A 13,874-nucleotide genomic window follows, 5' to 3' on the forward strand; every position below is an offset into this window, starting at 1 on the left:
CCGGCAAGCCCGAAAGGGCGCGCCTGGCAGGATCCGACGCGTGCCGTGCACGGCGGTCCCCGTCCGTGCGATCAGCGGGGCCTCATCAATCCGCCCGTCGACCGGGCCTCCACCATTATCTACGACAGCGTCGAGGCCTATATGGACCGGCACCAGGGTCTCTACGATGAGGTCATCTATGGCCTGTACGGAACGCGAACGACCTTTGCGCTCGCCGAGGCTGTCAGCGAACTTGAAGGCGGCTGCGCGACCGTCATCACCTCGTCCGGAACCAGCGCAATCGCGCTAGCCCTCACGGCTTTCGTGGCCGGGGGCGACCATCTGCTCGTCGCGGACTGCGTCTATGGGCCGACCCGCAAGTTTCTGACCGACGTTCTCGCGCGTTTCGGGGTCGAGGTGGAATATTTCCGGCCCGATATCGGAGCGGAGATTGCCGGGCTGTGCCGCAGCAACACCCGGCTCATCTATATGGAGACCCCGGGCTCGCAGACATTCGATATGATCGACGTCCCCGCGATCACGGCGGTTGCGCGCAGCCGGGGCATATTGACCGCTCTCGACAACACCTGGGCCACGCCGCTCTTCTTCAAGCCCTTGGCCCATGGCGTCGACATCTCGCTTGCTTCGGCAACCAAATATCTCTCGGGGCACTCCGACTGTCTGCTCGGCACGATGACGGCGGCCAGCGATGCCGTCTACCGCCAGCTCAAGGACGCGGCGGCGCGCTGGGGCAACTGCGCGAGTCCCGACAATTGCTATCTGGTCCACCGGGGCATCAGGACGCTCGATGCGCGCCTTGAACGCCACCAGCGCACCGCAGCGACGCTGATCGAATGGTTCGCCCAGCAACCCGAAGTGGTTGCGGTCCGCTATCCGGCTCATCCCGCCGACCCCGGCCATGCAATCTGGAAGCGGGATTTCACCGGTGCTTCCGGATTGTTCGGTGTTCAGCTCGATGGCCTGACCCCGCCCGAAACCAGCGCCTTTTTCAACGAATTCTCGCTATTCCAGCTCGGTTCGAGCTGGGGCGGCTTCGAAAGTCTCGCGGTTCCGGCGTGGCCCGCTCCGATCCGCGATTTTCCCAATGGCGAGGCAGATGGGGCGCTGATCCGCATTCACGCCGGCCTCGAAGCGCCGCAGGATCTGATCGCCGACCTCGCCGCAGCCTTCGCGCGGGTACGAGCGCTCCGCGGCCGGGGGCAGGCGTCATGACCGACGCCTCGGGCCACGCGGCCGTCAGCTTGCGGCAGGTCGACAAATATTATGGCGCCTATCATGCCCTCCGCTCGATCGACCTCGAAATCGCCCCGCGCGAGCGGATCGTGATTTGCGGGCCTTCGGGCTCCGGCAAATCGACGCTCATTCGCTGCATGAACAGGCTCGAGGTGCCCGACTCCGGTGCCGTCCTGATCGAGGGAACCAGGATAACCGACGCGTCGCGGGAGGCCGTTGCGGCGCTCCGCGCCGTCGGCATGGTCTTTCAACAGTTCAATCTGTTCCCGCACAAGACGGTGCTGGAGAATTGCACCCTCGCGCCCGTCCTGCTCGGCGGCTTGTCTCTTCCGGAGGCGGAGGCGCGCGCCATATCCTATTTGGACAAGGTGAGGATTGGCGACCAGGCGGGCAAATATCCGGGGCAGCTCTCGGGAGGGCAGCAACAGCGGGCCGCGATAGCCCGCGCTCTGGCGATGGAGCCCCGGATTCTTCTCTTCGACGAGCCGACATCGGCGCTCGATCCCGAGATGATCAAGGAGGTACTCGATGTGATGACGTCCCTTGCCGGCGAAGGACGGACGATGGTGTGCGTGACGCACGAAATGGGATTCGCGCGCGAGGCGGCCGATCGCATGCTTTTCATGGATCAGGGCCAGATCATCGAAGACGCAAGGCCGGCAGATTTTTTCGCCGCGCCGAAAAGCGAGCGCGCACGGACCTTTCTCGAACAGATACTTTCGCATTGAGCGGCTCAAGCCGGTCGCCCCCAAGCTGTGCCGACCCACTTAATCATGTCATTTCATAAGCAAGCCGAGGGAGGGGCCAGCCGGCTCCTTGCGCGAAAAGGCTCAGGCCGGAAAAAAAATTTCAAAATCGATGAGGGGTAGAGCTTTGGGGTGCGTATCTAATAGGTATCGTGCGCCCCGAATTTCCTTCATAACTAATTGATATGATTCAATAAAATCCTATTGACCTGTATATACATTTGATGCTCTCTGAGGGGAATCAGCCAACCATCAGGGGGTTTCGCTATGATGACCAGGACAATTTTGCTCGCCAGCGCCGCAGCGGTCGCGACCTTTGCAACACCCGCGCTTGCGCAGAGCGGTGCCGCGACGCAGTCGCCCGCCGCCGAGGATGCTCCGAACGGATCGGACATCGTCGTGACCGGCTCGCGCATTCGTCGCCAGGACCTCGCGGGCGTCGGTCCCGCGACCGTCGTCTCGGCCGAGCAGATCGAAAACACCGGCCTCGTCAATATCGAGACGGTGCTGCAACGCCTCCCTGCCAACGCCGGCTTCGCGGGCAACCAGACCTCGGCTTATTGGGCGAACAACGGCTATGGCACGGCGCAGGTAAACTTGCGCGGCCTCGGCATCAAGCGCACCCTTGTGCTGCTCAACGGCCGCCGTCTCGTTGCGGGCGGGACGGGGGCGAACTCGTCGCCCGACCTCAACATGATCCCGGTCGCCGCGCTCGCGCGAACCGATGTGCTGAAGGACGGCGCATCGGCGATCTACGGCGCTGATGCGATGGCGGGCGTGGTCAATCTCGTCACCCGGACCGATTATGAAGGCCTAGGGCTGAGCGTTCGTCAGGGCATCACCGAAAAGGGCGATGGGTCGGATTTCACGGCCGACCTCCTCTGGGGAATTCGCAACGATCGCGGCGGCTTCATGGCGGCCGTCACCTATCAGAAGACAAAGGCGGTCAACATGGCGACGCGTGCGCCCTGCTCGCTCGCCGAAACGACCCCGGGCCAGCTGTCGTGCGTCAACAGCGCCTCGACGATTGGCGGCCGCGCGGTGCTGCCGAACGGGCAGCAGATCAACTTCAATCAGGTGCTGGGCGGCAACGGCAATTTCTTCGAGCCCTACAGCGCGGCGAAGCATAATTTCAATTCGAACCCGTTCCTCAACGCGGTGAGCCCGGTGGAGCGCGTCAGCACGGCCTTCTTCGCCGACTATGACATCACCGACAATATCGAGGCGTTCGGCGAGTTCCTCTATACCTTCCGCAAGTCGAACCAGATCGCGACGCCCGGAACGCTTCGCAACCTCTCGATTGCGGCGAGCAATCCTACCAATCCGACGGGGCAGAATATCGTCCTCATCCAGCGCCGCCTCGCCGAGCCCGGCCCGCGCCAGTTCTTTCAGGAGACCGATACCTGGCAGGGCACGTTCGGCCTGCGCGGCAAGCTGTCCAACAATTGGGGATGGGAAGTCGCGGGTGCGTTCGGGCGCAATACCGCGGTCGACGGCTCGACCAACATCGCCAATCTGGAGCGTGTCCGCAACACCATCGACACGACCAAGTGCAGCCTTGCGGCCGGTGCGACGATCCCCTGCGCTGACTATCTCGGCTTCGGCGACCTGACCCCGCAGGTTCTCGACTACATCCTGTTCACGTCGCGCGATCGCGGCGGCAACGAACTGGCGACGGTCACCGCCGACATCAACGGCGACCTGTTCAAGCTGCCCGCAGGACCCGTCTCCTTCGCGGCGGGCGTCGTCTATCGCAAGGAGAAGGGCTGGCGCGATCCGGATCCGCTGACCGTGCTCGGTATCGCGAATACCAACCAGCAGAGCCCGATCTCGGGAACGAGCATCGCCAAGGAAGCCTATCTCGAACTGTCGGTGCCGATCCTTGCTGACAAGCCCTTCTTCCAGTCCCTCACGCTCGACGGCGCGGTTCGCTACTCGAACTACGACCTGTTCGGCAGCGACTGGAACTACAAGGGTAGCGTCGACTGGGTCATCAACGACAGCTTCCGCCTGCGCGGAACCTATGGAACGGGTTTCCGCATTCCGAACGTCCCGGAGCTGTTCGGCGGCGTATCGGAAGGCAATCTGACGACGACCGATCCTTGCTCGCGCTATTCTACGAGCGGTAATGCAACGCTGATCGCGAATTGCCAGGCATCCGGCGTTCCCGCCAACTATGTCCAGCTTGGGACGACAATCCTGACTACGGTCGGTGGTAACGAGAATCTTCAGCCCGAAAGCTCGACCACCTGGACAGTCGGCACGGTGGTCTCGCCGAAGGGGCTGGTCCCCGGCCTGTCGCTCACCGCCGACTGGTTCGACATCAAGATCAAGGACGCGATCCGTGCGATTCCTGGGTCCACCAAGCTGTCGATCTGCTACGCGAGCCAGAATCTGTCGCATCCTTTCTGCGACGATTTCACCCGAAGCCCGCTGACTGGCGAGGTCACCTTCCTGTCCGCGCAGCCGATCAACACCGGCCGCGAGGAGATGAACGGCCTTGACCTTGGTCTGGTCTATGCGGGCGGTATCGGCAGCGTGAACATCTCGCTCGACGTCAACCTGACCTATCTGAACAAATATGTCGTCCTGCCTTTCCCTGGCGGCGCACCGATCGATTTCGACGGCTTCATCGGCGGCGGCAACGGCGGCTATTCGAAGTGGCGCGGTTATGGCGTGCTGACCGCCGAGAAGGATGGGATCAGCGCGACCTGGTCGACGCAGTGGATCGGCAAAGCGACCGACTTCAACGCGTCGCCCGGCGAAATCGGCTACAGCACGCCCAACGTGTTCTACCACAATCTCCAGGTCGCTTTCGAGATCGACGAGAAGACGCGGTTCCAGGTCGGCGTCGACAATGTCTTCGATCGCAAAGCGCCCTATATCCAGAGTTTCACCGATGCGAACACCGATACGATGACCTACGACCTGCTCGGACGGCGCTTCTACGTCGGCTTCCGCACGGCTTTCTGAGAGCAGGGGCATGGCAATCCGTTGGCCACTGTTCGTCCGGCGAACGCATAAATGGCTGGCCCTCGCGGTTGGCGTCCAGGCTCTGCTCTGGACACTGACGGGCTTTTACATGGTGGTCGTTCACATCGACACCATTCATGGCGATCATCTGGTGCGCTCCCCGGTGACCCAGCCCTTCGACCTCGACGGCCTCGCAGCGCCGTCGAAGGTCGTCGCGGCTGCGCCGGGGGTGTCCGAAATCCGTCTCCAGCGCTTTTTTGGCCAGCCGGTCTGGCGCGCCGAGACCCCTGAAGGCGCGCGCCTGTTCGACGCGCGTTCGGGTGCGCCGCTGCCTGCCCTGACCGAGTCCCAGGTCCGCGAACAGGCACGGCGCATCTTCACCGGTGACGGCAAGATCGTCTCGGTGCGACTATTGACCGAGGCACCTCAGGAAATGCAGGCGCGCAAGCCGCCCTATTGGCAGGTCGAGTTCGAAGGCTGGAGCCGTCCGACGCTCTATCTTTCGCCGACGACCGGCGAGCTCATCTCGCGCCGCCACGCACTCTGGCGCGTGTTCGACTTTGCGTGGATGCTCCACATCATGGACTATGACGAGCGGACCGACGTCAACAACCCGCTGCTGCGCGTCGCAACCTGGAGTGTCTTCGCGATGGCGCTTTCCGGTGCGTGGCTGCTGATCTGGTCCTTCAAACGCCGCAAGAGGAAGCAGGCATGAAACGCATCCGGCTGACGCCGCTCTTTTTTCGGCGCATCCACAAATGGGTGGGGCTCATCCTTGGCCTCCAGTTCCTCCTTTGGGCCTTGAGCGGCTCGGTGATGGCGTTGCTCGACAAGGACAAGGTCGGGGGACACGGCGGCGGGATGAGCCACGCGCATGCCCTGCCCGCGGGAGAGTATTTTGACGTCGCCGCCTTGCCGCGCGGTGATCCCGTAACCGGGGTGGTTTTGCGCGATCTTGGCGCTCGACCGATCTACGAGCTCCGCACCACCAAGGGCGTGCGGCTGGTCGACGCTACGAGCGGCGAGGATATTCGCGTCGATGAAGGGATGGCCCGCGAAGTCGCATCGATGATGAACGAGGCACCAATCCGCAAGGTGAGCGTGATTGCAAAGCCCAACCTCGAATCACGCGACCATGAAGGTGCGATGTGGCGCGTCGACTTTGCCGACGCCGAGAATAGCAGCGCCTATGTCTCGCTCGATACGGCGCGCTTCCTCGTGATGCGCGGCGATACCTGGCGGACCTGGGATTTCTTCTGGATGCTCCACAATATGGACTATGTGAACCGGAAGAGTTTCAACCACCCGCTGATCATCTTCGTCGCATTCGGCACGTTGTGGTTGTCCGGGACCGGATTCTATCTGCTCTTCAAAAGCTTCAGCCGCGCCGATTTCCGCTGGCTGCGCCGTCGCCGCAAGCCCATCGTTACCCGCAGCACGGCCTGAGCCGTCAGTCCCCGACCGCGAAGGCGGCTGAAAGCTCAAAGCGTGTGCCGGGATGGGAGAGCCAGGCGTGCGACACCAGTCGACCGCTACTCCAGGTCTGCCGGGTCATGCGCAGAATCGGTTCCCCCTCGTTCAGACCAAGCACGCCGCGGGTGCGCGCGTCGGGCATTTCCGCGCGGACGCGGTGCTCGACCCGCTCGAGCGGCGCAGTGCGCGTCAGATATTCGTTGGGCGTCAACTGCGTGAAATCCAGTGTGCCATAATCGGGAGCGGCGGATGCGAGCACGAACCGCTCTTCGAGCTGGATCGGGAACTCGGCCTCATGGTGGACGATGATCGAGTGGAAGATCCTCGTGCCCACCGGCACTTCCAGCAGAACGGCGGTGTCGGCGCTGGCCTTCTCCTCGACATTCTGGATGACCCTCGCCCGGTAGTCATGGCCGCGTCCCCGAATTTCCTCGGCGATATTCCGGATCTCGATCATATGACCGATCGGCTTCGGCTCGGCGATGAATGACCCGCTGCCGGCGCGGCGCACGATGATACCCGCCGATTGCAACTCGCGAAGCGCCCGGTTTGCCGTCATGCGCGAGACATCGAACTGTCCGACGAGTTCCGCCTCTGACGGCACTCGGTCGCCCGGTTTCAGACGACCGTCGCGGATGGCATCATGGATGCTCTGCTTGATCGCTGCGTAGCGCGGTGGGGCATCCGATAAAACGCCGTCGGCAGACCGCTGGGCGATGTTCGAATTCAGTCGAGGGGTAAGATCCATCACCCGTCTATACAGGTGAAACCATATAGATTCCAAGCGTTCCAGACTGTCTTGAGGTAAAACTAGGCGCCGTAATTCGAAGCCACCAAGTCGCGCTTCCGTAGGACGCCGCCCGATTCAGTCACATTTTGACGCGGATTGCCCGTGTAAGGGCGATGCCCAGGCGCATCTGAAGCCCGCCGGTCGGTGCGAGCGCCGCAGCGGTCACCGTCCGGCGTCCATCAGGACGATGTCCCAGCCATAATGGCCGGGTGCGCCGAGTCCGGCAACGGCGCGCTCGGCGCTGCCACCCAGATCCCGATACAGGGCGTCCTTGCTGTTCGACGCATCATCGTCGGAGAAATACATCTGGGTAATCAGGCGCTGGTGTCTGCCCCTCACATCGAAGTGGATGTGCGGGGTTCGGCGGCCGATCGGCGAATCATAGGCGGCGGGCTTGATCGTCGTGATCCGCCACTCGCCCCGCGCGCCCGTCCGGATCGAAGCGAAGCCCTGAAAGTCGGGATCGAGCGGGTTCGCGGCACTGTCGTTCGGATGCGCATAGCGACCGAGCGAATTGCACTGCCAGATTTCGAGCCGCGCGCCGCTGACCGGATGGCCGAAACGATCGAGCACGCGCCCCGTCACCTGAATGACATGGCCCTCCGCGCGTTTCTTGTGCCCCTTGATCCAGGTCAGGTCGGCGTCTTCCTCCGCAAGCCGCTGAACCGGATAGAAGGGACCGATCGTCTGGAACGGCGTTGGGTCAAGCTCGGCAGCTCCAGCTCTGGAAGCCGTTATCGCCGCCAGCGCGAGGACCGAGCCGCCGAAGGCCCGGCGCGAGAATTGGGTGTCAGTCATAAAAATATCGCTCCTCGGTGATCTGACCGCCGCGCACGGTGTACAGGGCGATTTCGGTGAAGGGCTGGCGTTCGCCGCTCGCGGGATCGACCAGCACCATGTCCAGAAACAGCGCGAACTGGTCGCCGGTGACGAAGGGGCCGTCGATGCCGATCTCGTCGATCCGGGCGCCACCGAAGCGGGCGCTGCGCTTGATCCGCGTCGCTTCGATCCCCGACACCGCCGTGCTGATGCCGCCGGGTAAAGCCGCGGGTTCGATGCTGGTCACGTCCGGCGACCAGTAACGGTCCCCGGCGGTTTCGAACGCACCGTCGCGCAGCAGTGCCGTAAAATCGCGGGCGATGTCGTGGATAGATGCCATCACCACCCCTTTCAAATGGCGGCGAAGCGGAGCGCGGCGGGCGGCGCGGGATTGACGCGTCGCCTGCCGTGTCTCCGCACCGGCCCACCTATTTCAGGATCAGTTCCTGATATTCGATGCTGCCGAGTTGCTCGCGCATCTTGCCGCGTTCCGCGCTGGCGGCGCCGGCGGTGCGGTCGGTCTGCGACAGCATGGCATTGACCTTCTTGTTGAAGGCTTCCTGCTGCGCGGTCGTCAGATAGTCCTTATATTCGACGATCAGGATCAAGTCGGGCTCACCGGCTCGCGCATTGTTGGTCGCAAGCACATGATAGTCCACGACAATGCCTTCGGCCTTGCCCAGTTCCTGAATCTTTTTCCAGCTGGTGGCGAGCCAGTCCATATAGTTTTCGAACTGGCCGGGCAGCACGTCGATCCGGCCTGCATTCCAAACCGTGCCCGGCCTGTAGCTCGATTCCTGCGCCATCGCGGGCGCGGCCTGCGCGGCGGCGATCAGTATCGCAGCCCCGGCGAACAATGTTTTCATCTTCGTCATCGTCTCTTCCCTCCAATCTTCCCGTCCGGGATCGGGCGGGCGTCTGCAAAAAAACTAGGCCGGCACGGCGTCGGCGGGCGCGCTGTGCCCGCGCAGCCGGTGACGCAGCACCAGGATCAGCGCCGACATCAGCAGCGCGACGACCGAAAAGACGACGAGCGCGAGCTCGAAGCTGCCCGTCGCATCCTTCGCCGCACCCCAGCCATAGGGCGCGAGGAAGGCGCCGATCTGCGACAGCGTGTTGATGGCGGCCGCCCCGACCGCGAGCTCGCGCACATGCAGCGCCTCGGCCCAGCCCGACGATGTCAGCATCGGGATCGCGAAACACACGGCCGCGAAAGCGAGATAGGCGATGCAAGTCAGCAGCGGTGACGGCGACAGCCCCATGACCAGCACCGCGGCGGCAAGGACGATCCCGCACCGGAAGGCCGCGCCCCAGCGGTCGCCGTTCCGGTCAGCATGGTTGCCAAGGACAAGGATCGCCGCGGCCCCCAAAAGACCGCCGAGCGCCACCAGATAGCCGATCGACTTGGTATCGAGCGCCGTCGCCTCTAGCAGGATCAGCGGCGCATTCAGGATGACCGTCGTGATGACGGCGATCAGCAGAAAGCCGATCGCGCCCAGCAGCAGCACGCGCGGATTGCGAAAGGCGCCCAGCACATCGTGGCGGGCGGGGGCGCCGATCCGCGCCTGTTCGCGCGCCAGCTCGGTCTCGATCCACGCCTTTTCGTCGGCTGTGAGCCAGGCGGACGTCGCCGGGGCGTCGGGCAGATAGCGCAGCACCACCAGCCCGAACACCACGGTCGGCAGGCCCTGGACCAGGAACAGCCATTGCCAGCCGTGCAGCCCGCCGGTTTCGTCGAGCGCGAGCAGCCATCCCGACATGCCCCCCATCGCGACCGACGCCAACGGCGAAGCGATGAAGAAGCGACTGACCGCGCGGCTGCGATGGCAGGGCGGAAACCAGCCGGAAAAATAGAAGATGACGCCGGGGTAGAATCCGGCCTCCGCCACGCCGAGCAGGAAGCGGAGCGCATAAAATTGCATCGGTGTCGCGACGAACATCATCGCCGCCGACAGCAGTCCCCAGGTAATCATGATCCGCGCGATCCATCGGCGCGCGCCAAAGCGCACGAGCATCAGGTTCGACGGAATTTCGAACAGCGCATAGCCGAGGAAGAACAGGCCGCCGCCCAGTCCGTAGATCGTGGCGCTGAACCGCAGATCCTCGTTCATCTGCGTCGCCGCGAAGCTGACGTTCACGCGGTCCATATAGGCGAAGAGATAGGCGATCAGGATCAGCGGCAGGATGCGCCAGAACGCCTTGCCCATTGCGGACCGTCCGATTGCCGATACGTGCCTGTGGTTCGCCGCCATGACATGCTCCCCGGCGCAGACACAGGCTTCCCGTCGCCGGAGCCGGAGTAACCGGCCCGCGCCATGCGCCTTCAAAATGTCTGTTATGCCCGCTGCGGACTTTGCATTTCCGTAGCGTCAGCCGTCAATCGGCCCATCGTCAATAAAGCGTCAAGCGCGCGTCAATTCGGCAAGAGGGGTGATGTTTCCAGACGATTGCTGGGCGCAGGGAGCAGGTCGGGCCAGCCATATTTGTCCCAAGCGGCCGCCAGGCCGATGCGCTGGGCAAAGGGAATGAATTCGGGATGCTGCCAGATCCGCCGGATCGGATCGACATCGGCCCAGATCGACAGCAGGCAGAGCGTGTTCGCGGGCGAGATTGCATGGCTAACGGCCTCGAACAGCCGTTCGGGGTAGCCCATGAAGATCGCGGGCAGGACGATCGAGGCGTCGGCGGGGTCGTGCAATTGCGTCTGCATCATGTCGAGCATCGCACAATAGGTCGCGCGATCCTCGTCGCGGCCGCTGCACACGCCTTGCGCCGCGACGTGCCAATAGGCGTCCATCATCGCGGGGGGCATCGGATCGGTCCCGGCGGGCGGGAAAATGACCTTGTTCAGTAGCATGCGGGTTTGCTGATATTGCTCGACGGCCAGATCGTGCTGCCCCGACGCGGCGGTGGCCACCGCGAGCCACATCGACGGAAAGCCGAGGTCGACCATGCGCTGTCCCGCCTCGATCGCTGCGTCGATATCCCCCAGGTTGAACCGGCCGACCGATCGCAGGTTGAACTTGCGGCCATCGACCGGGTCCTGATCGATCGCCGCCTCGACATATTGCATCGCTTCGGTAGTGCGTCCGCAATAGAGCAGGAACGAACCCAGCCGCATGCAGACCGCCGGATTGTTCGGTTCGAGCCGATAGCCCTGGAACGCCAGATCGAGCGCGCCGACGACGTCGTTCTGCGTCCACTGGTGAACGCCGAGCAGCGAATAGGCGTAGCCAAGGCCGGGGGCGAGTCCGATCGCAGTGCGCGCGCAATCGGCCATGCGTTCCGATGCTGCGCGACGATCGAGGCAGGGGGTGTAGACCGCGATCAGTTGGTGCGCCTCGGCCAGCGCGACCCAGGCCTCGGCAAACTGCGGGTCGAGCGCGACGGCCTGTTCGAGCAGATCGACGGCCGTCTCCAACAGCCCGTCGCCAAACACCCGCGCGCTCAACGACCGGCCTTGCAGAAACAGGTCATAGGCCTTTTTGCTGCCGGTCATGCCGCGTGCCGGCGGCGGCGCCATCGCGATGCCCAGGACATTGCCGACCGCATTGGTGACCGCCTGCGCCACGGTCGCCTGCAACGCGAATATCCCGTCGAGCGATCCGTCGTACCGCTGGGCCCAGCTTTCGAAACCCGTCGCCCCGTCGATCAGGTGGATATGGACGCGCAGCCTTTCGCCCTGTCGCTGGACCGAACCCTCGACAAGGTGCGAGACGCGCAGGGCTTTCGCGATGTCGGGCGGGGCCAGCGGCGAATCCCGGAAATGGAAGGACGAGGTTCGCCCGGCGACCAGCAATTGCGGCACCTGTCCCAGCGCCGTGATGAGTTCCTCGACGACGCCGTCGGCGAAATAATCGGGGGCACCGCCCCCACCGACCGATTGGAAGGGCAGCACCGCGATTCTCGTCCGTCCGCCGCCCGCCGCCGCGGCCGGGACGGGGGGCGCTTCGGGACCGCGAGCGGACCATGCGTCGCGCAGCCGCGCGGACGTGTCGCGATCCCCGGCCCGCTCCAGCGTGGCCAGTCCGGCCTCGACCGCCGCATGCAGCCGCCGCTCGGCATCGCCGCTGCGCCGCGCCAGCCACTGGTTGAAGGCGGCGCCGAAATCCATCTGGTCGAGGATCGGTTTCGTCCCGATCGCGTCGATCTGCGCGATCGCCGCAGGAAAATCCCCACTCGCCAGCGCGCGCTCCAGCGCCGCAAGATCGGTCGTGACGGCACCGGGCCGCAGCGCGACGCTGCTGCGCGAGACGTTCAATATGCCCGCTCCGTGCGGCGCAAGCAGCTTGCCCAGATCGAGCAAACATTGGCGCAGGCTGGCCCTGGCGTGGGCCTCGAAGCGGCCGGGCCACAAGAGCTTGCTCAGGAAATCGCGCTCGATCACTTCGTCGCCGACAAGGCATAATATGGCAAGCAAAGCCCGGGCGCGGCGGTTGGTAATCGAAATTTCATGGTGATCGGGCGCGCGGAGTTGAAACGGGCCGAACACAGACGCGTAAGCTGCGGACTGGCCACGACATGGAGTCCCCACCTGTTCCATTGCCCTGTTTGCGCCTCCCCACCGCCGCGCAATATTAGCGCAGGCCCGACCGGCCCGGCAATCGCAATTTCCCGCACAGCGGCTGCAGGGGATGATCGCGCCTCGCCCTGAAATCGTGACCGGCGCAAGCGCGCCGGTGGCATGAGCGGTAAGTTCCGGCCTCGGAGGCTAAACGCGGTCCTATTCAACGATCGCTATTACGCGGTCGCCGTCACCCGGTTTCGCCCGTCCCGCTTTGAGCGATAAAGTCGCCGATCCGCTTCTTCAAATACGCTGTCAATTTCTGCCAACGCATGCAGTTCTGCAATCCCGCCACTAATGGTGATATCGAACTCAAGCGATGCCGAAAGGATAGCGATCTCGCTTTGAAGCCCTCCGAAAAAACGTTGCGCTGCTGTGATGTCGCCAGCCAATAGGATCAGGAATTCGTCACCGCCCAATCGCGCCACAAGATGATCGCTACCGGAAAGACGCACAATAGCCGCGGCCAGTTCGACCAACGCGCGATCGCCAGCCTTGTGACCGAACCGGTCATTTATGCCCTTGAAATTATCTATATCGATCAAGGCAATACAGGCTGCCTCTCCCTTGATCGGAACGCGCTCAATGGCTGCATCGAAGCCGGCGCGATTAGGAATTTTGGTGAGGGGATCCGTCATTGCGAGGCGCGCGATCTCCCGCTCGCGCGCTCGCTGCGCCGTCACGTCACGGACAGTCGCAACTGTTCCGACCACTTTTTCGTCCGACATAACCGCCTTGACCGTCGCCTCGAGCGTGCGACCCTCGAGATTGGTGGGAGCGAAATCGGCGATCTGGGTTTCGGCGGGATCGGCAAGGGCGGCGCGGCATAGTTTAGCCAGGACCGGACCGATCTTCAGCGCAAGCTCGTCGATCAAGGCACCGCGGCAGGACCCAGCACTTAATCCCAGCAGCTCGTCGGTCGCTCCATCGGCCCAACGGCAACTGCCGCCATCATCGAAACTGAGGATCGCGTCGGGGGAATGGTCTAGAATCATCCGCAGCATTTCTTCCCGACGCGCTGCCTCGGCCAACGCCTCCGCGCGCGAGGCAACGAGAGCGGTCACAGGCAGTGCTGTCCCGAGCAAAATGGCGAGATAGGACTGGAAGAAGATCGCTTCGAAAACCGGGCCGCCCTGCACCAAGGCAACCGGTCCGAGATGGTAGACTGCGGCAAGCGCGCCGGAAATCCCAACGATAACCACCCCCGCTTGCGTGGCGTGGTGACACGCCTCGAAGAGGAGACCCGGATCGGCAAAGGCGGGACCCTGGCGGCGCA

At 63.7% G+C, this 13,874-nt stretch carries 12 protein-coding genes; 5 read left to right on the top strand and 7 right to left on the bottom strand.

The window, feature by feature from the left end:
- Positions 1–45: 45 nt before the first annotated feature.
- From metC to QOL79_RS18415, 5 genes are all read left to right on the top strand, one after another.
- Entirely contained in the window at positions 46–1,212 is a 1,167-nt protein-coding gene (gene metC, locus QOL79_RS18395; RefSeq protein WP_232003384.1) for a cystathionine beta-lyase, read from the top strand.
- Entirely contained in the window at positions 1,209–1,961 is a 753-nt protein-coding gene (locus QOL79_RS18400; RefSeq protein ID WP_039578994.1) for an amino acid ABC transporter ATP-binding protein, read from the top strand. Before metC ends, QOL79_RS18400 begins: the two co-directional genes overlap by 4 nt.
- 285 nt (positions 1,962–2,246) lie before the next feature.
- A complete protein-coding gene (locus QOL79_RS18405) occupies positions 2,247–4,952 on the top strand; it encodes a TonB-dependent receptor domain-containing protein (RefSeq protein ID WP_058457668.1) in 2,706 nt (901 codons plus the stop codon).
- Positions 4,953–4,962: 10 nt separating this feature from the next.
- Positions 4,963–5,667, top strand: coding sequence for a PepSY domain-containing protein (locus QOL79_RS18410; RefSeq protein WP_058457669.1), 705 nt, complete (start codon positions 4,963–4,965; stop codon positions 5,665–5,667).
- Positions 5,664–6,398, top strand: a complete 735-nt coding sequence (locus QOL79_RS18415) for a PepSY domain-containing protein (protein WP_058457670.1) — start codon at positions 5,664–5,666, stop codon at positions 6,396–6,398. The genes QOL79_RS18410 and QOL79_RS18415 overlap by 4 nt, the downstream gene beginning before the upstream one ends.
- A gap of 4 nt (positions 6,399–6,402) precedes the next feature.
- Here QOL79_RS18415 and hutC read toward each other — a convergent pair whose 3' ends face one another.
- From hutC to QOL79_RS18450, 7 genes are all read right to left on the bottom strand, one after another.
- On the bottom strand, positions 6,403–7,173 hold the full coding sequence (hutC, locus tag QOL79_RS18420) for a histidine utilization transcriptional repressor HutC (protein ID WP_137867054.1): 771 nt from the start codon (positions 7,171–7,173) through the stop codon (positions 6,403–6,405).
- Positions 7,174–7,377: 204 nt separating this feature from the next.
- Positions 7,378–8,013 carry a dioxygenase family protein gene (locus QOL79_RS18425; RefSeq protein ID WP_058457671.1) on the bottom strand — a complete coding sequence of 212 codons (636 nt, stop codon included), beginning with the start codon at positions 8,011–8,013 and terminating at the stop codon, positions 7,378–7,380.
- Complete coding sequence (locus QOL79_RS18430) at positions 8,006–8,374, bottom strand: nuclear transport factor 2 family protein (protein ID WP_058457672.1); 369 nt, start codon at positions 8,372–8,374, stop codon at positions 8,006–8,008. Before QOL79_RS18430 ends, QOL79_RS18425 begins: the two co-directional genes overlap by 8 nt.
- Positions 8,375–8,462: 88 nt before the next feature.
- Positions 8,463–8,909: a hypothetical protein gene (locus tag QOL79_RS18435; RefSeq protein WP_197410175.1), complete on the bottom strand. Its 447-nt coding sequence runs from the start codon at positions 8,907–8,909 to the stop codon at positions 8,463–8,465.
- 54 nt (positions 8,910–8,963) lie between these two features.
- Positions 8,964–10,241, bottom strand: a complete 1,278-nt coding sequence (locus QOL79_RS18440; RefSeq protein ID WP_246553234.1) for an MFS transporter — start codon at positions 10,239–10,241, stop codon at positions 8,964–8,966.
- 206 nt (positions 10,242–10,447) lie between these two features.
- The gene (locus QOL79_RS18445) at positions 10,448–12,526 is read right to left on the bottom strand and encodes a hypothetical protein (RefSeq protein ID WP_058801293.1); all 2,079 of its coding nucleotides are present in this window, start codon (positions 12,524–12,526) and stop codon (positions 10,448–10,450) included.
- Between the two features lie 248 nt (positions 12,527–12,774).
- Positions 12,775–13,874: GGDEF domain-containing protein (locus tag QOL79_RS18450; protein WP_283420339.1), on the bottom strand; the 1,100-nt coding region annotated here is incomplete at its 5' end.

The organism is Sphingopyxis sp. Geo48, assembly GCF_949769155.1.
In the GTDB taxonomy this organism is placed as follows: Bacteria; Pseudomonadota; Alphaproteobacteria; order Sphingomonadales; family Sphingomonadaceae; genus Sphingopyxis.

Bases quoted from the DNA above. Each gene is read 5' to 3' on its own strand.
- QOL79_RS18400 (WP_039578994.1), top strand. From the start codon at position 1,209: ATGACCGACGCCTCGGGCCACGCGGCCGTCAGCTTGCGGCAGGTCGAC.
- QOL79_RS18415 (WP_058457670.1), top strand. From the start codon at position 5,664: ATGAAACGCATCCGGCTGACGCCGCTCTTTTTTCGGCGCATCCACAAA.
- QOL79_RS18425 (WP_058457671.1), bottom strand. From the start codon at position 8,013: ATGACTGACACCCAATTCTCGCGCCGGGCCTTCGGCGGCTCGGTCCTC.
- hutC (WP_137867054.1), bottom strand. From the start codon at position 7,173: ATGGATCTTACCCCTCGACTGAATTCGAACATCGCCCAGCGGTCTGCC.
- QOL79_RS18410 (WP_058457669.1), top strand. From the start codon at position 4,963: ATGGCAATCCGTTGGCCACTGTTCGTCCGGCGAACGCATAAATGGCTG.
- QOL79_RS18430 (WP_058457672.1), bottom strand. From the start codon at position 8,374: ATGGCATCTATCCACGACATCGCCCGCGATTTTACGGCACTGCTGCGC.
- QOL79_RS18435 (WP_197410175.1), bottom strand. From the start codon at position 8,909: ATGACGAAGATGAAAACATTGTTCGCCGGGGCTGCGATACTGATCGCC.
- QOL79_RS18440 (WP_246553234.1), bottom strand. From the start codon at position 10,241: ATGGGCAAGGCGTTCTGGCGCATCCTGCCGCTGATCCTGATCGCCTAT.
- QOL79_RS18405 (WP_058457668.1), top strand. From the start codon at position 2,247: ATGATGACCAGGACAATTTTGCTCGCCAGCGCCGCAGCGGTCGCGACC.